Source organism: Agromyces terreus, from assembly GCF_009749465.1.
Classification (GTDB): Bacteria; Actinomycetota; Actinomycetes; order Actinomycetales; family Microbacteriaceae; genus Agromyces; species Agromyces terreus.
Window position 1 is genome coordinate 207,472 of record NZ_WBIS01000004.1, and the last position, 19,001, is coordinate 226,472.

Here is a 19,001-nt window from a genome sequence, read left to right on the forward strand (position 1 = left end):
GCCCTAGGCTCGACCACATGCCCGCCGAACAACCCGCCCGCAGCGTGCACGCGACGTGGCTCTACACGCTCGGCTCGATCGTGTTCTTCATCGGATTCCTCGACGTCGTCGTCGCCCTCACCATGCTCGAGACCTACCTCGCCACGCGCGATCCGCTGACCCTCTGGCTCATCGTGCTCGTCGTCATCGCGTCGGCCGTGCAGCTGCGGTACTGCTGGTTCCTCGGCGCGGGTCGCGGCGGCGGGCTGCCGCACCCCGGGTGGACGACCGCACTGCTCGTGCCCGCGGCATCCGTCTGGCTGCTCGGCCTGTTCGCCCCCGGCAACGAACTCGCCGCCGCCGTGCCGCTCTGGGCCGCCGCCTGCGTCGTCGCATGCCTGCTGCCAAAACCACGCCGACGTCTGCTGCTGCTCGGCAGTGCGGTGCTCGCCATCGTGCACCCCACCCTCACCGCGTGGGCGACGGGCGAACCGTTCTCGCTCGCCTCGTCGTCGAATCCGTGGATGCTCGGGATCTTCTCGGCCATGCTCCCGCTCATGCTGCTGTCGAGCCTCTGGTGGTGGGACGTCGTCGTGCAACTCGACCGCAATCGCCGCACCGCCGCCGAACTCGCCGTCACCCAGGAGCGGCTGCGGTTCGCGTCCGACCTGCACGACATCCAGGGCCACCATCTGCAGGTCATCTCGCTGAAGGCCGAGCTCGCCGAACGCCTCCTCGAGGTCGACCCGGCGGCCGCGCGCGAGCACATCCACGAGACCCGGCTCATCGCCAAGCAGGCCCTCGAAGAGACCCGCTCGCTCGTCGCCGGATACCGCCACGTCGCCTTCGACGACGAACTCGAGAACGCCCGCGAGGTGCTCACCGCCTCGGGAGCCGCCTGCGAGCTGCGCGTCGGAACCCTGCCGACGGATGCCGCCGCGCAGAGCGCGCTCGCGTCGGTCGTGCGCGAGGCGACCACGAACATCCTCCGCCACAGCGAGGCCACGGCCGTGAGCATCACGCTGAGCAGCGCCGACGGGGTCGCCTCGCTCAGCGTCGTGAACGACGGAGTGGCGGATGCCGCAGCGCCGGTGCAGAGCGATCGCCCGGGTGCTGGCGGTGCCGCTGTCGCGGTCACGCGGAGCGGGTCTGGCCTGGCGGGGCTGCGTGAGCGGCTCGCCGCGGTCGGCGGACTGCTCGAGACGTCGACGGATGCCGCAGCCGGCCGCTTCGAGCTTCGGGCGACGGTGCCCGTGGGCGAGCGGGTGGCGGCGTGAGCTCGGGCGGTGCGGCGGGCGGTGCCGTCGGGGAGGGGGCGGCCCGCGGCATCCGGCTGCTGATCGCCGATGACGAGCACCTCATTCGCGGGGCGCTCGTCGCGCTGCTGAATCTCGAGCCCGACATCGAGGTCGTGGCCAGTGCCGACAACGGCGTGGCCGCGGTGGAGCAGGCGGTCGCGACGTCGCCCGACGTGTGCCTGCTCGACCTCGAGATGCCCGAGGCCGACGGCATCGAGGCGGCGGCGCGCATTCTCGCGGCGGTGCCGACGCGCGTCGTGATCGTGACGCGCCACGCCCGGCCGGGCGTGCTGCGGCGGGCGTTGGCGTCGAAGGTGTCGGGGTTCGTGCCGAAGTCGACGCCGGCCGAGGAGTTGGCGCAGGTGATCCGTGATGTCGCGGCCGGGCGTCGGTACATCGACCCCGAGATCGCCGCCACGGCGTTGACGGCCGAGCGCTGCCCGTTGACCGACCGCGAGCTCGACGCCCTACGGCACAGTCGTTCGACGATGAGCGTTCAGCAGATCGCCGAACGACTGCACCTCGCACCGGGCACCGTGCGCAACTACCTGTCGTCGGCCATGACGAAACTGGATGCGTCGTCGCGCCACGAGGCCGCCGAGCGCGCCTGGCAGCAGGGCTGGATCTGAGGCGAGCCCTCGCCGGGTCTCGGTGGATCGACCGGTCGGCCGACCGGTCGATCGAGCGACGACGGATCGGGCTGCGTCGGATCCGCTTCGCGGCTCAGCAGCCGGGGTCGTCGGGTGCGGTGTTGCAGTCGGTGCGGGTGAGGACGGTGTCCATTTGGCCGACGCGGATGTTGCGGGGTTCGCTGGTGGTGGTGAGGGTGCCGTCGATGTGTTGCCAGTCGGATCCGGCGAAGCGGTATGCAGCGGTGAGGGCGACTTCGAGGGTGACGGTGTAGTCGCCGGGTTCGGTGTAGGTGTGGCTGGTGTCGGTGGGGGTGAACTCTTTCTGGTCGAGGGCGGCCCAGGTTGCGCCGGGGTGGCCGGTTTGGACGGTGGCGCCGTCGCTGTGTTGCCAGCGGTAGCCGGCCGGGGTGAATCGGACGTCGGCGGGTTGGCCGAGCAGGGTGCCGGAGACGATCTGCACGGATGCTTCGGCGACGAAGTTCACCGGGAGTCCGGTGATCGCCCAGCCGCCGGGCTGCATGCCGTTGCCGGGTTCGGCGGGTGTGAACGACGCGATGTCGCGCAGGGTCACGACGACCGGTGCCGCGGGCTGGGCGGGATCGCTCGACGGAGTTGTCGGGCCGGGAATGTCCACGCATTCGATGTGGCCGTCTTGACAAACCACTGGCCAGGCGATCGGCTCGGGCTTCGGTGCGCCGGAGTCATCCTGTTCCCCATCCGACACGGAAGAGCGCCCGTCCTCCGACCCCTTCCCGTGAGTGCCGGGAACCGTCCGATTCTCGGTTCCCCAAATATCGACGCCATCCTTGCCGGATTTTGCGCCTGTGTCAGTTGTGCAGACGCCCGCGACGATCTTCGAGATCGGGCAAGCAAAAGCGGGGGAGGGAGCGGCAACGAGCAACGCAACGAACGTCGTCGCGATGCCGAGCCTCAGCAGAAGTCGTCGCCGGGCCATACGTCGCTGCTCGAGAGGAGAAGCTCGCCATTATCGATCTGGAAGGTGAGCTCGAGAGGAACAGATTGCGGCCTGCCGGTGGGGGTAACATCCTTCCCATCGCCGTCGATAACTCGACTCGTGCCGACACCGACGCAGCCGTAGATGTGCACCGTGGAATCCGTTCGTTCCATCAAGGTCGCTTTGCCGAGAGTTCCGCGCCCGACGATGCGGTAATCGTTGTCGCCGAGACTCGCGTAGTTCGGGATCTCCTCGTCTGCATACTCATCGGTGACTGCCGCGCGGATTCGGTCAGGCTCTGCACCACCGTCCTCCCCGACCTGCTGCGCAACATCGAGATATGCGTCGTAGGCCGCGACCGCGGCAGCCAGTGCTTCTTCGTCGGTGGCGAAGATCGGCGCGGACTCGCTCGGCGGCGGGCTGGCGGACGGGGAGGGGTTTGCGTCAGCGAGGCATCCGCTCAGGGTGATCGTGAGCGCCGCGAGGGCAGCTGCGAGCACGAGCTGACGCGAGCGGAGGTTGGGCATGCCCACCACCATAGGCGCGGCTGCGGGAACGACGTCTCGGCTATCCACAGGCGGCGGCACTCGTCCTCCACAGCCTCGTTGCGCGGCGAGTATCCCGGGCCGGCAGGGAACAGCGCCCGATGCGGGAACGCGGTGCGTAGCTTCGCGGCATGCGTTCTGAATCCTCTGTCCCCGCCCGACGTCGGAGTGCGAGCGTGGCCGCTGCCGCGCTCGTCGTGCTCGCGCTGAGCGGCTGCGTGCCGATGCCGTCCCAATCACCGCCGCCGCCGAGCAGCGCGGCCGAACCGGATCCGGATGAGGAGCTGACCATCACGAGCGGCGGCGAGCCGGCATACACCGAGATCATTGACGGCTACTTCGCCGACGACGAGGATGCCCTGGAGGCCTCGATCGCCACGTACGAGGCGCTGCTCGAGCAGACGCACGCGATCGCCGTCGGCGGAGACCCGCGAGGTGAAGATTTGAGCTCGGTCGCGACGCCGATGATGGAGGAGAGCATTCGCAGCCTGCTCGCCCTGTACGGCGGGGCCGAATCGGCGGATTCACGGTCGACGGTCACCGAGGCGCTGCTCGTGCGGCGCATCGAGGATGCCGGCGGCGCGCTCGTCTTCATCGCGGTCTGCCAGTCGACGACCGCGAGCGCCGGCGGTGTGGAGTGGGCGACGGAGCAGGAGAACACGGTGTCGCTGGTCTCGACCGCTGACGATCCGCGACACCTGCGAGTCGAGGCGACGCTCCCGTGGAGAGGCGAGCCGATCTGCTGATGGGTCCGATTCCCGCCACGGCGGAGGCGCGGCGAACCCCTCGCAGCGCGCATCATGGAAGCATGAGCCGCCGCCATGCCACGTTGCCGACCGACCTCGGCGACCTGCTCGTCGTCGCCGACGGCGAGGCGCTCGCCGGCATCACGTTCCCGGGGCACTGGCACCCATTGCCCGCCGATGCGATCGGCGACGCGGTCGAGACGGCCGAAGACCCGGTCGTCGTGCGCTTCGGCGCGCAGCTCCGCGAGTACCTCGGCGGCGCGCGCACCGAGTTCGACCTGCCCATGGCGCCGACCGGCGACGACTTCCAACTCGCCGTGTGGCGGATGCTGCGCGAGATCCCCTACGGCGAGACGGTCACCTACGGCGAACTCGCGGCGCGCCTCGGCGACCGCAACCTCGCGCGACGCGTCGGCAACGCCGTGGGACGCAATCCGCTCAGCATCATCGTTCCCTGCCACCGCGTCGTCGGTTCCGACGGGTCCCTCACCGGCTACGCCGGCGGTCTCGAACGCAAGCGGTTCCTGCTCGAACTCGAGGGTGCCGCGGTCGTCGCGCAGACGCGCCTCTTCTGAGCAGCGGATGCCGCGGCATCCGCCAGCCCTACCGGCCCGTGGCCGGGCTCACTCCTCTTCGTCGCCGCTGAAGTCCGTCTCGGTGTACTCGCCGTCGGCCTCGCCGCCGGTCTCGCCGGCCTCGGTGCCGTCGCCGAGATCGACCTCGGTGTAGTTGCCCTCGACGTCGGCGCCATCGGGTGCGGGAGCGCCGCGTTCAGGGGTGTTCCGCATGGGATCCGTTGCATCCGTCATCATCGCTCCGTTCGTCAGCGCGCGAGCCGCGCACTTCGACTGTCGCTCGTCGCCGGGCCGATGGCGAGGCCTTGACAATCCGCCATGAGCGGGAATGCCCGCGGCGCGGCATCCGTTGGGCCCGACTATGACAACGATCGGAATCATCGGAGCAGGACACATCGGCAGCCAGGTCGCACGCGCGGCGGTGGCGAACGGGTACGAGGTGGTCATCTCCAACTCGCGCGGGCCCGAGACGCTCGCCGAACTCGTGCACGAACTCGGCCCCAACGCCACGGCGGCCACCGCCGAAGACGCGGCGAAGGCGGCGGATGTCGCGGTCGTGACCGTGCCGTTCAAGGCGTACGACGCCGTGCCCGTCGAACCGCTCGCCGGCAAGATCGTGATCGACACGAACAACTACTACTGGGAGCGCGACGGCCACGTTCCCGCACTCGACGAGGGCCGCGCCACCGTCAGCGGCATGCTGCAGGAACACCTCCCGACGAGCCGCGTCGCCAAGGGCTTCAACCACATCACGGCCGCCGACATCACCGTCGCGGGTAGCCCCGCCGGCACCCCCGGCCGTCGCGCCCTCGCCACCGCGAGCGACCACGCGGATGCCGCACAGCTCGTCGCCGACCTCTACGACCAGTTCGGCTTCGACACCGTGAACATCGGCCCGCTGTCCGAGAGCTGGCGCGTCGAGCGCGACCAGCCCGCCTACGTCGTGCCCCAGAACCGCGAGGAGCTCGTCGCGAACCTCGCCAAGGCCGAGCGCGCAGGCGCCGCCGCCTAACAGCGCCGCACGCCGCCGCCCCCGACCTGAGCCGGTTACCGCCCGAGAGCGGTAACCGGCTCATCGCGTGTGCCTGGCCCGTGCCTCGGGCCCGGTGCGCGCTTGACCTCGGCGGAGTGAAAAGCACCCGTTCTGGGGGCAGGATCCGTGTCACCTCGCCCGCTCGAACCTATAGCTTCGAATGCATACCGATATCCGAGTCCGGCGCCGAAGCCGCACACGGAACCCGAATCGGCACAGCATCGGGGTGGCCCGAGCCGCGATCCGTCGCATCCGCTCGCTCGTCCCGACGGTGTTCGCCATGCCGTCACGGCACAGCACGGCCCTGCAGCCGGGGCCCACGAAGGAGAACAACCTTGAAGAAGCTCATCGCGAGCGTCGCCGCCACGGCCATGCTCGCCGGAGGTCTCGCGGTGCTCGCCGCCGCGGCTCCCGCCTCCGCCGACGTGGCCGCGCCCGCGGCATCCGCCACCTGTCAGGCGCTCACCGTCGACCTCACCGGCTACGAGGCCAAGCCCGCCGTCGGCGAGCCGCAGGTCGAGGTCGCGAACCCCGACTACGTGCCGGCCGTCGACGCCGTCGCCGAGGTCAGCCACACCGACTACGAGTACAAGACGCTCGCCCGCCTGTTCCCGGTCAAGTGGACGTACCGCACCGCGCACAAGAACAGCGGCGCGACGGCGCTCTACGACTGGAAGATCTGGGTCGCGACGGGCAAGACCGCCAAGCACGTCGAGGTGCCGGGCGTCGCCGCGAAGCCCGCGGTCGGCACGCCGACCGTGTGGGAGGCGAACCCCGCCTACGTCGCCGCCGACGAGACGCCGAACACCGTCACGGTGACGGTGAACGGCTCGGTCGTCGCGACCGAGGCCTTCGGCGCCTCCTTCGCCGACACGTTCGCGTTCGCCGACAAGGCCGTGCGCAACACCTGGTCGGTCGTCACGACAGCCTGGAACGGCGAGCCCACGACCCTCGAGGGCGTCAGCACGGCGTGCATCACCCCCGTCGCGCCCACGTGGATCGACGAGTGCGGCCCCGCCGACAACGGTCACTGGGCGCTGCCCGCGGTCGTCGGCTACACCTACAAGGTGACGGACCACTCCACGCTCAACGGCAAGGTCGGCGTCGTCGCGACGGCAACCGACGGCTACGTCTTCAACGACGGCGTGCGCAAGCAGTGGACCGCCGTGCAGAACAACGATCGCTGCGACCAGACCGTGCCCACGGTCGTGTTCTCGAACCAGACCTGCACCCCGCCGGCCGGCTACGGGCTCGGCACGATCACGCCCGCGAGCCTCGGCATCACGAACCCCGACGGCGTCAAGGTCCTCGTCAAGCGCAAGTCCGACGGCGCCGCCATCACCGACCTGTCGAACCTCGCGCCCGGACACTACGACGTCATCGCGACCGTGAAGAACGAGGGCGCCGACGCGTTCACGACCGTTCCCGCGGGCTGGACGGTCTTCGCCAAGGACGGATTCACGTTCAAGGTCGCGAAGGGCTTCGACGTCGTGGCGGCCGCTCCGTGCGACAACCCGGCGCCGGTCGCGACCGTCGCCGCCCCGACCAAGGTCGAGCAGTGCGGCACCGAGCACGACGGCGTCATCTACGGCGCCTCGACCGGCGGCACCTGGAAGATCGCCAGCCGCGTCGTCGACGCACTCGGTCACGAGGGCACGACCCGCCACCGCGTGGTCTTCACCCCGACCGACGGCCACGTGCTGCCGGCCGCGCTGCCGGGCGACGGCTTCGTGGTCGACGGCAAGGCCGTGTGGCTCGTCTACACCGACAACGGGTCCTGCGAAGCAGGCCTCGTCGCATAGCGCCTGACGACCCGAATCAGGCAGGCGGCGGCCCCGGATGACGGGGGCCGCCGTTGTGCGTTCGGGCGACGCCGGGCGGCGACGCCCTGCGCCTCGGCGCCGCGCCCGCTCGGCTGCTCGCGGCTCCTCCGGGCCCGGCGGGCTCGTCCGGCTTGCCGGCCCCGTCAGCCCGGAGGCTTCACCAGGCGATGAGCTTCTCGGGCGTCACGCGGATGATCGTGCTGTACTTCGCCGCCATCGACTCGAGGGTGAGCTTCAGCGGCGGCAGGTCGTGCTCGTACTTGGCGAGGTAGGCGTCGCCGATCGCGGGCAGCCAAGCCGGCGCAGCGTCGGAGAGCACCTCGGCGGTGCCCTGCACCACGGTGAGCTGCTCCTCGTCGTGGCCCGACTCGAGGTGCACGAGCACACGCGGGTCGCGGGTCGCATTGCGCACCTTGACCGCGCTCGGCTCGCTCAGCATGACGACCGCGCCCTCGTGCCACAGGAACCAGACCGGCACCGCGTGCGGATACCCGCTGCGACTCGTCGTGCCGAGCCACGCGATGCGTTCGCTCGCGAGCCGGGCCAGCGCTCGGGCGTGCACGTCGTTCTCGGGATCGAACGCGAAGGGAACGGTGGGCTGCTGCTGCGTCGCGGCCGGGGTCGCAGGAGCTGCGGATGCCTCGGATGCTGCGGGCGAGGCGGATGCTGCGGGGTCGGTCATCGGTGATCCTTCCGTCGTCGTTCGAGCCTACGGCGGTCGGGCGACATCGTCCCGGTGGAGCTTGTAGCGATGTAGCGATGTAGCGATGTAGCGATGTAGCGATGTAGCGCGCGTTTTCGAGCCGATATACCCGGGCGGGCCGCAGTGCGGCCGGGCTGGCAGTAGCGGCTGGGCCAGCAGCGCGCGTGGGCCGACAGTGCGCGCGGACCGGCGGGGTGCAGGGGCGGGCGCGCGCGAGGCACTTCTGCGTACCCGTTCGGGCAGTTCGCTGGTCGCGCGGGCTGCGCGGCGATACCGTGCGGGGGAGTGAGGCACGCCCCGGGGACGTGGTCCGGGGCGAACGACGTCGGGTCGGGAGGACATCGATGGCGAAACGCGTCTGCGAGACGTGCGGCGCCGTCAACGAGGCCGCTGCACGGTTCTGCCACGCCTGCGACGCGTACCTCGGATGGGACTCGGGCGGCGCGACCCTCGACGGCGAACCGCTCACCGGACACGTGCCGACCATCGTCGAACCGAGCGAACCGAGCGAACCGGGCGAACCGGACCGGGCCGAGCCGCCGGAATCGGATGCCGCGGCCGAACCCGGCGATGCTGCGGCATCCGGCGCTGCTGCGGCATCCGCCGGCCCTGCGGCAGCCGGCGACGCTGCGGCATCCGCCGGCCCCGCGGCATCCGCCCCCACGTCGACGACCGAGCCGCGCGGCACGACCCCCGCGCGGATGGAGGCACCCGAGGCCGTGCTCGACGTGGCCGAGGCGACGCTCGCGCCCGGGGCGCCTGTGACGGTGGGGATGCGGCTCACGAACCCGTCCTCGATCGTCGACGGCTACCGCATCGAGCCGGTCTCGCCGCCGCAGTGGCTCGAGTTCGCGCACGAGGACGCCCACCTCATGCCGGGGCAGGAACTCGCCGTGGCGCTCGAGCTCGGCGTGCGCGACGGGACCCTCGTCGCCGCGCAGCGGGTCGCGCTCACGCTCCGCATCAGCTCGCTCGCCGAGCCCGACCTCCGCACCGACGTCGCGATCCAGCTCACCGTGCCGCCGCTCGGCCCCAGCGCGACCCTCGAGGTGCGGCCCAGCCTCATCCGGCTCGAAGACCACGCCGCAGGCGAGTTCACCGTGCGCCTGGACAACCGGGCCGCGAACTTCCCGCAGACGGTGCGCCTCACCGCCGCCGACGCCGAAGGACTCGTGCGGTTCGCGTTCGCACCCGACGTCGTCACCGTCCCGGCGGGCCAGGTCGTCGAACTCGCCGTCGACTTCAGCGCACCGGAACCCGAACCCGGCCGCGAACTCAGCCGCCAGATCACCGTCGAAGCCGGCAACGACGCCGGACGCGCCGCCGTGCCCCTCACCCTCGTGCAACGCACCTCCGCCATACCCGTCGAGCAGCCCGTGCGCGTCCGCATCGAGCCCAGCGCCCTGCGCATCGAGCACGGCGGCACCGTCGACTTCGACGTGCTCATCGACCACCGCGGCGGGCACCTCCCCGCGACCGTCACACTCGCCGCGCGGGACCCGAGCCGCACCATCGGCTTCTCGTTCAGCACCGACCGGATCGTCGTCGAGCCCGGCGCCGTCGTGCGCGTGCGCGGACGCCTCGCCGCACCCCCGCCGCCCCGAGGCGAGACCGCGCAGCACGCGTTCTCGGTCGTCGCATCCGACGGAACCCAGGACGTCGAGGCCATGGGCACCGTCGAACGCTCCTCGCCGCCGGAACCCATCCTCACCGCGGCGCTTCGCATCGACCCGCCGTCGCAGCTGATCGTCAACGAGAGCCGCGCCGCCTTCGAGGTCGCCGTCGACAACCGGCGCGGCGTCGAACCGCTCGGCGTGAGCCTCCAGGGCGCGTCCGACGACGGCACCGCCAGCCTCGTACTCACCCCCGACCAGCTCGTCGTGCCGGCCGGAGCCGTGTCGGTCGCGCGCCTCGTCGTCGACGCCCCGCGCCCGCCGCCGAACGAATCCGCCACCCGCCGCATGCGCGTCATCGCGACCGACGGCGTGCGCACCATCGAGGCGCAGACCGCGCTCACGCAGGCCACCAGCGACCGGCGCCCCACCGTGGGACGCGTGCTCGTCATCATCGGCGGCCTGCTCGTCATCGTCGGCGCCCTCGCCGAATGGTTCGCCGGGTTCACGCCGTTCCTGCCCTCGATCGAGCTCATCGGCGCCCTCGCGCGAAACGAGGTGTTCCTCGGCGACGTCTCCCTCACCGAACCCGCGATCCGCACCCTCGTGTTCGCGTTCGCCGCGCTCATGCTGCTCGGCCTCGTCGGCAGCTCCGGCCGCCTCACGCGCGCCAGCGCCGTGCTCATCGTGCTGATCACGGTCGCCTGGCTGATCTTCCTCGCCGTCGTCGCCGTCGTGCCCGCACTCGGACTCGGCCTGCCGCTCGTCTGGATCGGCGCCGTGCTCGGCTTCGCCGGCGGCGTGCTCGCCCGACGCCGCCCCGTCTGAGGTCGGGTGCCGGGTTCAGCGCCCGCCCGCCGGCCTCAGCGCTCGCGGGGCGCGTCGGGCGCGGTGCTCCAGAGCGCCCACGCCACGAGCACCGGCTGCAGGAACAGCCGCACGAACCGTGCGCGGTCGGTGCGCATGAGCGGAGCCGGGCGCCCGGTGCGCCACTGGTGCACATTGCCGGGGAAGACGGCGACGAAGAACGCCGCGATGAGCGCCCCGACGCGGCGACGCTCGCGGGGCAGGCCGACGACGGCCGCGCCGAGCAGCACCTCGGCCGCGCCCGAGGCGACGACCACGGCATCCTTGTCGAGGGTCGTCACCTCCTCGACCCAGTCGGGCACGACGATGCGGTAGCCGCGACGCGCCCAGAACAGGTGCGAGAGTCCGGCGAAGACGAGCAGCGCGGCGAGCAGCCAGCGCGTGAGCGAGCGGATGCCGCGGAGCGGGCTCTCGGGTCGTGCGTTCGGGTGTCGGCGCATCGTGCAAGTCTCGCACCGAGGTATCCGCAGGTCACCCGACCTTCGAAGATCTCCCGAGCGGATGCCGCGGAGCGGTCGATTCCCGGTCGCGGCGTTCGTCGTGGGGGTATGAGGACGAAGCACATGAGGCCGGGGCCGGCATCGCGGCCCGACCAGCAGGATCCAGCCCGTGCGGCCCGGATCGACGCGGCCGAGATCGCGTGGATCGTGTCCAAGCGCGGCGCGGCCATGCGCTCGCGCGACGCCGACTGGCTCGCCGCCCGATACCTGCCCGGCGCCCCGGTGATCGGGCCGACGCCGCCCGTCACGCGCATCGCCGACCCGGCGCTCGACGCCACGCGCATCTGGGACTGGTTCGAGCTGCTGCAGGGCCGCATCCGCTGGACGGTGCGCATCGAGAGCCTGCAGCTCGCCGAGGACACCGCGGTCTGCCGGACCGTGGAGCGCGCGTCGTACCGCGAGCTGTGCCGCGCACGCGTGCGACCCGCGTTCGAGACCACGATCGGGCTCTGCCGCGTCGATGGCCGGTGGCGCATCGCGTGGGAGACGGCGATCGGGGTGTGACGGCGCCCGCGCCGTAGGCTGGTGCCTCCCACCCGAGGAGGCCCCGTGGCGCAGAAGATCATCGTCATCACCGGCGCGAGCGACGGCATCGGCCGTGCCGCCGCCCGAAAGCTGAGCGCCGACGGGCACGAGGTGGTCCTCGTCGGCCGGTCGCCCGAGAAGACGCGGGCGCTCGCCGAAGAGCTCGGGGCCGAGCACCACCTCGTCGACTTCGCCGACCTGGGCTCGGTGCGGGCGCTCGCCGCGGAGCTCGCGGCGTGGCATCCGCGCATTGACGTGCTCGCCAACAACGCGGGCGGCGTGTTCGGCAAGGAGCGCGAGCTGACCGGCGACGGCCACGAGATGACCTTCCAGGTGAACTACCTCGCGCCGTTCCTGCTCACGCAGGAGCTCATGCCGACCCTCGTCGCCTCGCGCGCGACGGTGATCAACACGTCGAGCCTCGCCAACCGGCTCTTCGCCCGGTTCGACCTCGACGACCTCGAGTCCGCCCGCCGGTACCGGCCCGTGCGGGCGTACGGCAACGCGAAGCTCGCGCAGATCCTCTTCACGAAGGAGCTCGAGCGGCGCCACGGCGACGACGGCGTGACGTCGACCGCGTTCCACCCCGGCGCGATCGCCACGAACTTCTCGGCCGACCGCGGATCGGGCATGGCCGGCCTCTACCGCTCGCGCCTGCGCAACCTCGTGCTCTCGACACCCGAGCAGGGCGCCTCGACGCTCGTCTTCCTCGCCGAGGGCGCCCCCGGCGATGACTACCCGACGGGCCTCTACTTCGCAGACTCCAAGCCGGCGCGGGCGAGCCGTCGCGCCGATGACGCCGCGCTCGCGCGCGCCCTGTGGGACCGCACGGTCGCGATGCTCGACGCGGGGCGCGGCTGACGCTGCCGGTCGAGGAGCGAAGCGTCTCGCTGGTCGAGGAGCGGAGCGTCTCGCTGGTCGAGGAGCGGAGCGTCTCGCTGGTCGAGGAGCGGAGCGTCTCGAGACCTGGGGTCGGGGTCTCGAGACGGCGCTGGCGCGCCTCCTCGACCGGCGAGACGGCGCTGGCGCGCCTCCTCGACCGGCGGGCCGGCGCGACCGACGCAGCCGCGGGGTCGGTCGTCCGTGCGAGCATGAGGGCATGACCGCCGAGCCGCCGCCCGCCCCCCGAGCGGATGCCGCGGATGCCGCCGACTGGCGCTCGATGCTCGGCCCGCTCGCCGCGCGAGCCTCCGCCGCGGGCCGCAGCCCGGGCCAGGGCGACGCCGACGGGTCCGCACGTGGCGGGCCCGCGGCATCCGGCGCCCGTGCGCCCGCCTCGAAACGGCTGGGGCTGCAGTTCGAGCTGCGCCGCAAGGTCACCCGGCGCAACGAGCAGTGGCAGGGGCCGCGCGACGAGCCGGCGTCGCGCGCGGCATCCGTCGACCGGCTCGCGGTGCGCCCGGTCACGCAGGGTGCGCGCGGGGCGTGGATCAAGGCGCACCTCACGTGGCAGAACGTCGCCTATCAGGGCGAGGCGGGCGGCTTCGACCCCGCGCACGCCCGCTGGTTCGCGCAGTTCGCGTTGCTGAAGGGCAGCTCGCCGAGCGTGTACACGACCTACGGCTCCGAGTGGGTCACGCTCGACGAGTTCGAGAGCCCGCTGCTCTGGGCCCTGTTCGCCGAGGCCGGGCGGCTGGGCGTCGCGCTCGTCGGCTCCGACGTCACGCCCGAGGTGCTCGTGCATGCGTCGGCGACGATCGCGCTCGACGCGCGCGAGACCCCCGACGGAACCCTCACGCTCACGCCCGAGCTCGCCTTCGACGACGTCGCGGGGGTGGTCGCGAACGCGCGACCCGTCGGCGGGCACGGCGTCTACCGGTTCGATTTCGAGCGCGGATGCCTCGAGCTCGCGCCGTTCGTCGACCCCGTGTCCGACGCGGCACGAGCCCTGCTCGACGGCGGGCAGCCGGTGCGGGTGCCGCCGTCCGAGAAGGCCGAGTTCCTCCGCGCGTACCCGGCGCTCGCCCGCTCGGTGCCCGTCACGAGCCGCGACGGGTCGTTCGCGCCGCCGCCGCCCGCACCCGCCGAGCTCGTGCTCGACCTCGCGTTCGAGCCGCGCGACGTGCTGCGCATGGCGTGGCACTGGCAGCACGCCGACGGGCGGGTCGTGTTCGTCGGCGCGCCCGAGGGCGCCGACGGCGACGTGGGGGCGCCGGCCTCGATCGCCGCGGCCGCCGCCGACCCCGACCTCGACGACGACCTGCTCGCGCGGGTCGCCGACGTGCTCGGCTGGATCCCGCTCGACACGGTGCTGCTCCGCGGCGTCGACGCGGCCGAGTTCTGCGCCGAACGCCTGCCGAGGCTCGAGGCGCTCGCCACGGGGCATCCGCTGCGCATCGAGGTCGAGGGCGAACGCCCCGACTACCGGCTGCTCACCGAACCGGCGAAGGTGCGCGTCACCACGGTCGAGTCGCGCAAGACCGACTGGTTCGACCTCGGCGTCGTCATCACGATCGACGGCAAGACCGTGCCGTTCATGCCCCTGTTCCGCGCGCTCGCGAAGGGGCAGCGGCGCCTGCTGCTCGTCGACAAGACGTACCTCATGCTGAACCAGCCGGTGTTCGAACCGCTGCGCGACCTCATCGAGGAGGCCGGCACGCTCGCCGAGTGGGAGACGGGCCTTCGCATCCACGCGAGCCGCACGAGCCTCTGGGCCGATTTCGAAGACCTGGCGGATGTCGCGGAGCCGGCGGTCTCGTGGCGGCGCACCGTCGAGGCGCTCGAGCACGAACGCGTCGAACCGCTGCCGCAGCCGCCCGGCGTCGCGCTGCCGCTGCGGCCGTACCAGCTCGCCGGGTTCCGGTGGCTCGCGTTCCTCTGGCGGGCGCGCCTCGGCGGCATCCTCGCCGACGACATGGGCCTCGGCAAGACCGCGCAGACCCTCGCGCTCATCGAGCATGCCCGGGGCTGGTCGAGGAGCGACGGAGGAGCGTCTGCTGGCTGGTCGAGGAGCGACGCAGGAGCGTCTCGAGACCTGGGCGGGGGGTCTCGAGACGGCGCTGGCGCGCCTCCTCGACCGGCGGAGGCTGGCTGGTCGAGGAGCGACGGAGGAGCGTCTCGAAACCTGGGCGAGGGGTCTCGAGACGGCGCTGGCGCGCCTCCTCGACCGGCGGAGGCGGACGGCGACGCTCGCCCGTTCCTCGTCGTCGCGCCCACGTCGGTCGCCTCGAACTGGGCACGGGAGGCGGCCCGGTTCACGCCGGGGCTGCGCGTGGCATCCGTCACCACGACCGAGGCGAAGCGCAAGGGGTCGATCGCCGAGGCCGCGGCTTGCGCCGACCTCGTCGTCACCACCTACGCCGTGCTGCGCCTCGAGGCCGAGGCGTTCGCCGCCCTCGAGTGGGGCGGGCTCGTGCTCGACGAGGCGCAGTTCGTGAAGAACGCCGCCACGAAGGTGCACGCGGCGGCCCGCGGCATCCGTGCGCCCTTCCGGCTCGCCGTCACCGGCACGCCCATCGAGAACGACCTCGGCGAGCTCTGGGCGATCCTGCAGCTCGTGGCGCCCGGGCTCTTCCCCTCGCGGCGCGCCTTCGACGAGCAGTACCGGCGACCCATCGAACAGGACCGCAACCTCGAACGGCGCGAGCGCCTGCGGCGACGCATCCGCCCACTCCTGCTGCGCCGCACGAAAGAGGTGGTGGCGCCCGAACTGCCGCCCAAGCAGGAGCAGGTGCTCGAGGTCGCCCTCGCGCCCGCCCACCGCCGCCTCTACGACACGATGCTGCAGCGCGAGCGGCAGAAGCTCCTCGGCCTCATCGACGACCTCGACCGCAACCGGTTCATCGTCTACCGCTCGCTCACGCTGCTGCGCATGCTCGCGCTCGACGCGACGCTCATCGACGACGATCGCTACGCGGGCATGCCGTCGGCGAAGCTCGACGCCCTCTTCGAGCAGCTCGACGACGTGATCGCGGAGGGGCACCGGGCGCTCGTGTTCAGCCAGTTCACCTCGTTCCTCGGGCGGGCCAGGGCGCGCCTCGAGGCCGCCGGCGTGCCGTACGCGTACCTCGACGGGTCGACCCCGGTTCGCCGCCGCGACGCCGAGATCGCGCGGTTCCGCGCGGGCGAGGCATCCGTGTTCCTCATCAGCCTGAAGGCCGGCGGATTCGGGCTGAACCTCACCGAGGCCGACTACGTGTTCCTGCTCGACCCGTGGTGGAACCCCGCGAGCGAGGCGCAGGCCGTCGACCGCACGCACCGCATCGGGCAGACGAAGCAGGTCATGGTCTACCGGCTCGTCGCAGCCGACACGATCGAGCAGAAGGTCATGGCGCTGAAGGAGCGCAAGGGCGAACTCGTGGCGTCCATCCTCGACGCCGGCGTCGGAGGCGAGGCCGAAGCGGATGCCGCGGGCGCACGCGGCGTCGAGGCGCTCACCGCCGACGACCTGCGGAGCCTGCTCGGGTGATCAGGCATCGCGACGGCGGCGACGCAGCCACTTGTCGCCCTCGACGACGACGAGCAGCACGAGCGTCAGCCCGATGCATCCGAGCCACTGCCAGCCGGTGAGCGACACCGTGCCGAGCATGCGCTGGAGCACGCCGATCTCGGTCGACGCGACGATGAGCAGCACCGGCCAGACCAGGATCTTCGCGACCGCCGCGATCGGCGCCAGCAGGCCCGACTCGGGCGTGCGCCGCATGAGCAGCGCGCTCAGCACCGTCGCGAACCCGAGCACGACGTAGGCCATCGTCATCGACGCGGTCGGCTCGACCGGGCTCGGGGTGTCGGGGCCCCAGACGAGCGGCACGAGGGCGATCAGGAAGATGACGGCGCCGTAGACGAGCCACTCGACGAGCGAGACCGGGTTCACGACGCCGATCTTCGGATCGCGCGGCGGATGGCTCATGATGCCCGGCGGGTTCGCGTCGGCCGCGATCGCGAACACCGCGAACAGTGCCACGAAGAAGTTGATGAACAGTACCTGCGCCGGGAACAGGGCGACGCCCTCGGCGATCGAGAACGCGCTCGCCGCGAGGAAGAGCATGATCAGGCTGAGCAGCTGCGTCATCTGGAACCGCAGGTACGCGGTGATCTTCGAGTAGACGATGCGGCCGATCTCGACCGCGTGCACGAGCGTCGCGAAGTTGTCGTCGGTGAGCACGAGCTTCGCGGCCTGCTTCGTGACCTCGGAGCCGGAGCCCATCGCGACGCCGATGTTGGCCTGCTTGATGGCGGCCGCGTCGTTCACGGCGTCGCCCGTCATCGCGACGATCGCGCCCTTCGACTGGAGCAGCCGCACCAGGCGGAGCTTGTCGTCGGGCGTGACCCGGCCGAACACGTGCAGGTTCGGCAGCCGGCCGAGCAGCTCCTCGTCGCTCATCCGCTTGAGGTCGGCGCCGCTCACCGCGCCCGTGCCGAGCCCGAGCTCGGCGCCGATCGCGCCCGCCGTGACGGCGTGGTCGCCCGTGATCATGCGCACGTCGATGCCCGCGTCGTGCGCCACGGCGACGGCGTCCTTCGCCTCGGTGCGCAGCGGGTCGACGATGCCGACGATGCCGATGAGCGAGAGCTCCTCGACCGCGGCCATCGGGTCGGCCGCGACGCGGGCCTCGTCGGCGTCGTCGAGGAAGCGGGCCGCGATCGCGAGCGTGCGCAGGCCCGTCGCCGACATCCGCTCCAGCTCCGCGGTGGCCGAATCGGAGTCGACCGGCACCGTCTCGCGCGTCTCGCCGAGCATCGAGGTGCAGCGGCCGAGCACGACGTCGGGGGCGCCCTTGACGATGAGCACGAGCCGCGTCTCGCCGTGGACCGGGATGCGCTGCAGCGTCGCCATGAACTTGTAGTCGGAGTCGAACGGCACCTCGGCCAGCCGCGGGTAGTCCTTGCGGGCCCGATCGGCGTCGATGCCGAGCCGCGCCGCGAGCACCACGAGCGCCGCCTCGGTGGGGTCGCCCACCACCTCGCCGTCGGTCGACACCGTCGCGTCGTTCGGCAGGCCGATGGCGAGCCCGAGCGTCGGCGCGTCGAGCGGTTCGTCGGAGGTGCCGAGCACCCGGCCCTCGAACGAGTAGCCCTCGCCCACGACCCGGTACGTGCTGCCGCCGAACCAGGCCGTGCGCACGGTCATCATGTTCAGCGTCAGCGTGCCGGTCTTGTCGGAGCAGATCGCGCTCGTCGCGCCGAGCGTCTCGACGTCGTTGAGCGAGGTGACGATGGCGCGCTCCTTCGCGAGCTTCGACGCGCCCCACGCGAGCAGGCTCTGCACGAAGACCGGCAGGCCGGTCGGGATCGCCGAGATCGCGACCGCGGTCGCGAGGAAGAGGAGCTCGTCGAGGCTCTGCCCGCGCACGAAGCCGATGATCACGATGACGAGCACCGCGCTCCAGGCGATGATGCCGAGCACCTTCGTGAGGCCGTCGAGCTCGACCTGCAGGGGCGACTTCTTGTCGCCGACCTGCGTCAGCATCGACGCGATGCGGCCCATCTGGGTGCGCATGCCGGTCTCGACGACCACGATGCGGGCGGTGCCGCGCGTGACCGACGTGTTCTGGAACACCATCGAGGTGCGGTCGGCGAGCGCCGTCGCGGCGGGGTTCTCGGCGGAGCCCTTCGGGATGGGCAGCGACTCGCCCGTGAGCGAGGACTCCTGGGTCTCGAGGTTCGCCGAGCGCAGGATGCGGCCGTCGGCCGGCACCAGGTCGCCCGACTCGAGGTCGACGATGTCGCCGGGCACGAGGCCGGTGGCGTCGATCTGCACGAGCACGCCGTCGCGCATGACGCGCGCCTTGGGCGTCTGCAGTTTCGCGAGCGCGTCGACGCTGCGGCGTGCCTTGACCTCCTGCTGGGTGCCCGTGACGACGTTGAACAGCACGAGGATCGCCACGATGATCGCGGTCGTGACCTGCCCGATGAGCAGCGACACGATCGTGACCGCGATGAGCATGAGCGTCATGAGCTCGAGCACCTGGCTGAGGGCGATGCGCCACACGTTCGGCGGAGGCGCGCTGTGCAGCGCGTTCGGACCCGACTCGGCGAGCCGCCGCCCGACCTCGGCCGCCGTGAGCCCGTGGGAGCTCTCGGACTCGGTTCGGGCCACCGCGTCGTCTGGGGCGAGCGCCCACCACTCGACGCCAGACTCCTCGGTCGTGCTCTGCGCTGCTTCGATGGTCACGGAACCCCCGCTCGTCGTGCCGATACTGCACACCATAGCGCCGAGACCGTCGCCCGCGGCAGTGCGAATCGGCACGGACGACGGATGCCCCGA

At 71.8% G+C, this 19,001-nt stretch carries 16 protein-coding genes; 10 read left to right on the forward strand and 6 right to left on the reverse strand.

Annotated elements, in window-relative coordinates:
• Positions 1–17: 17 nt before the first annotated feature.
• Positions 18–1,256, forward strand: a complete 1,239-nt coding sequence (locus GQQ92_RS10940; RefSeq protein WP_156999292.1) for a sensor histidine kinase — start codon at positions 18–20, stop codon at positions 1,254–1,256.
• Positions 1,253–1,906 carry a response regulator transcription factor gene (locus GQQ92_RS10945; protein ID WP_156999293.1) on the forward strand — a complete coding sequence of 218 codons (654 nt, stop codon included), beginning with the start codon at positions 1,253–1,255 and terminating at the stop codon, positions 1,904–1,906. The genes GQQ92_RS10940 and GQQ92_RS10945 overlap by 4 nt, the downstream gene beginning before the upstream one ends.
• 94 nt (positions 1,907–2,000) lie before the next feature.
• On the opposite strand, the gene GQQ92_RS10950 is transcribed toward GQQ92_RS10945, so the two are convergent.
• Entirely contained in the window at positions 2,001–2,864 is an 864-nt protein-coding gene (locus tag GQQ92_RS10950) for a PKD domain-containing protein (RefSeq protein WP_156999294.1), read from the reverse strand.
• The gene (locus GQQ92_RS10955) at positions 2,840–3,391 is read right to left on the reverse strand and encodes a hypothetical protein (protein WP_156999295.1); all 552 of its coding nucleotides are present in this window, start codon (positions 3,389–3,391) and stop codon (positions 2,840–2,842) included. The genes GQQ92_RS10950 and GQQ92_RS10955 overlap by 25 nt, the downstream gene beginning before the upstream one ends.
• A gap of 194 nt (positions 3,392–3,585) precedes the next feature.
• Between GQQ92_RS10955 and GQQ92_RS10960 the strand changes: the two genes are divergently transcribed.
• Complete coding sequence (locus GQQ92_RS10960) at positions 3,586–4,155, forward strand: hypothetical protein (protein WP_156999296.1); 570 nt, start codon at positions 3,586–3,588, stop codon at positions 4,153–4,155.
• Positions 4,156–4,217: 62 nt separating this feature from the next.
• Complete coding sequence (locus GQQ92_RS10965; protein WP_156999297.1) at positions 4,218–4,730, forward strand: methylated-DNA--[protein]-cysteine S-methyltransferase; 513 nt, start codon at positions 4,218–4,220, stop codon at positions 4,728–4,730.
• 48 nt (positions 4,731–4,778) lie between these two features.
• Here GQQ92_RS10965 and GQQ92_RS10970 read toward each other — a convergent pair whose 3' ends face one another.
• On the reverse strand, positions 4,779–4,964 hold the full coding sequence (locus tag GQQ92_RS10970) for a hypothetical protein (protein ID WP_156999298.1): 186 nt from the start codon (positions 4,962–4,964) through the stop codon (positions 4,779–4,781).
• Positions 4,965–5,091: 127 nt separating this feature from the next.
• Here GQQ92_RS10970 and GQQ92_RS10975 point away from each other — a divergent pair, with 127 nt between their 5' ends.
• Together GQQ92_RS10975 and GQQ92_RS10980 are read left to right on the forward strand one after the other, a co-directional pair.
• A complete protein-coding gene (locus GQQ92_RS10975) occupies positions 5,092–5,742 on the forward strand; it encodes an NADPH-dependent F420 reductase (RefSeq protein WP_156999299.1) in 651 nt (216 codons plus the stop codon).
• Between the two features lie 356 nt (positions 5,743–6,098).
• A complete protein-coding gene (locus GQQ92_RS10980; protein WP_156999300.1) occupies positions 6,099–7,565 on the forward strand; it encodes a hypothetical protein in 1,467 nt (488 codons plus the stop codon).
• A 178-nt stretch (positions 7,566–7,743) separates the two neighbouring features.
• Here the strand turns inward: GQQ92_RS10980 and GQQ92_RS10985 are convergent, their stop codons facing one another.
• Positions 7,744–8,268 (reverse strand): pyridoxamine 5'-phosphate oxidase family protein, encoded by a 525-nt coding sequence (locus GQQ92_RS10985; RefSeq protein ID WP_156999301.1) that lies wholly within the window; start codon positions 8,266–8,268, stop codon positions 7,744–7,746.
• A 365-nt stretch (positions 8,269–8,633) separates the two neighbouring features.
• Here GQQ92_RS10985 and GQQ92_RS10990 point away from each other — a divergent pair, with 365 nt between their 5' ends.
• Entirely contained in the window at positions 8,634–10,730 is a 2,097-nt protein-coding gene (locus GQQ92_RS10990; RefSeq protein WP_156999302.1) for a hypothetical protein, read from the forward strand.
• Positions 10,731–10,765: 35 nt separating this feature from the next.
• Here the strand turns inward: GQQ92_RS10990 and GQQ92_RS10995 are convergent, their stop codons facing one another.
• Positions 10,766–11,209: a DoxX family protein gene (locus tag GQQ92_RS10995; RefSeq protein ID WP_232057643.1), complete on the reverse strand. Its 444-nt coding sequence runs from the start codon at positions 11,207–11,209 to the stop codon at positions 10,766–10,768.
• A gap of 123 nt (positions 11,210–11,332) precedes the next feature.
• Between GQQ92_RS10995 and GQQ92_RS11000 the strand changes: the two genes are divergently transcribed.
• The 3 genes from GQQ92_RS11000 to GQQ92_RS16570 all read left to right on the forward strand — a co-directional run bounded on the left by GQQ92_RS11000 (position 11,333) and on the right by GQQ92_RS16570 (position 16,202).
• Positions 11,333–11,773 carry a Cif family virulence factor gene (locus GQQ92_RS11000; protein ID WP_156999303.1) on the forward strand — a complete coding sequence of 147 codons (441 nt, stop codon included), beginning with the start codon at positions 11,333–11,335 and terminating at the stop codon, positions 11,771–11,773.
• Between the two features lie 45 nt (positions 11,774–11,818).
• Entirely contained in the window at positions 11,819–12,655 is an 837-nt protein-coding gene (locus GQQ92_RS11005) for an SDR family NAD(P)-dependent oxidoreductase (RefSeq protein WP_156999304.1), read from the forward strand.
• Between the two features lie 238 nt (positions 12,656–12,893).
• A complete protein-coding gene (locus GQQ92_RS16570) occupies positions 12,894–16,202 on the forward strand; it encodes a DEAD/DEAH box helicase (protein ID WP_197738210.1) in 3,309 nt (1,102 codons plus the stop codon).
• On the opposite strand, the gene GQQ92_RS11015 is transcribed toward GQQ92_RS16570, so the two are convergent.
• On the reverse strand, positions 16,203–18,908 hold the full coding sequence (locus GQQ92_RS11015; protein WP_232057644.1) for a cation-translocating P-type ATPase: 2,706 nt from the start codon (positions 18,906–18,908) through the stop codon (positions 16,203–16,205).
• Positions 18,909–19,001 lie beyond the last annotated feature (93 nt).

Coding starts and splice junctions, on each gene's coding strand:
- GQQ92_RS10940 (WP_156999292.1), top strand. CDS start 18: ATGCCCGCCGAACAACCCGCCCGCAGCGTGCACGCGACGTGGCTCTAC.
- GQQ92_RS10970 (WP_156999298.1), bottom strand. CDS start 4,964: ATGACGGATGCAACGGATCCCATGCGGAACACCCCTGAACGCGGCGCT.
- GQQ92_RS11000 (WP_156999303.1), top strand. CDS start 11,333: ATGAGGCCGGGGCCGGCATCGCGGCCCGACCAGCAGGATCCAGCCCGT.
- GQQ92_RS10955 (WP_156999295.1), bottom strand. CDS start 3,391: ATGCCCAACCTCCGCTCGCGTCAGCTCGTGCTCGCAGCTGCCCTCGCG.
- GQQ92_RS10995 (WP_232057643.1), bottom strand. CDS start 11,209: ATGCGCCGACACCCGAACGCACGACCCGAGAGCCCGCTCCGCGGCATC.
- GQQ92_RS10985 (WP_156999301.1), bottom strand. CDS start 8,268: ATGACCGACCCCGCAGCATCCGCCTCGCCCGCAGCATCCGAGGCATCC.
- GQQ92_RS10965 (WP_156999297.1), top strand. CDS start 4,218: ATGAGCCGCCGCCATGCCACGTTGCCGACCGACCTCGGCGACCTGCTC.
- GQQ92_RS16570 (WP_197738210.1), top strand. CDS start 12,894: ATGACCGCCGAGCCGCCGCCCGCCCCCCGAGCGGATGCCGCGGATGCC.
- GQQ92_RS10990 (WP_156999302.1), top strand. CDS start 8,634: ATGGCGAAACGCGTCTGCGAGACGTGCGGCGCCGTCAACGAGGCCGCT.
- GQQ92_RS10950 (WP_156999294.1), bottom strand. CDS start 2,864: ATGGCCCGGCGACGACTTCTGCTGAGGCTCGGCATCGCGACGACGTTC.
- GQQ92_RS10975 (WP_156999299.1), top strand. CDS start 5,092: ATGACAACGATCGGAATCATCGGAGCAGGACACATCGGCAGCCAGGTC.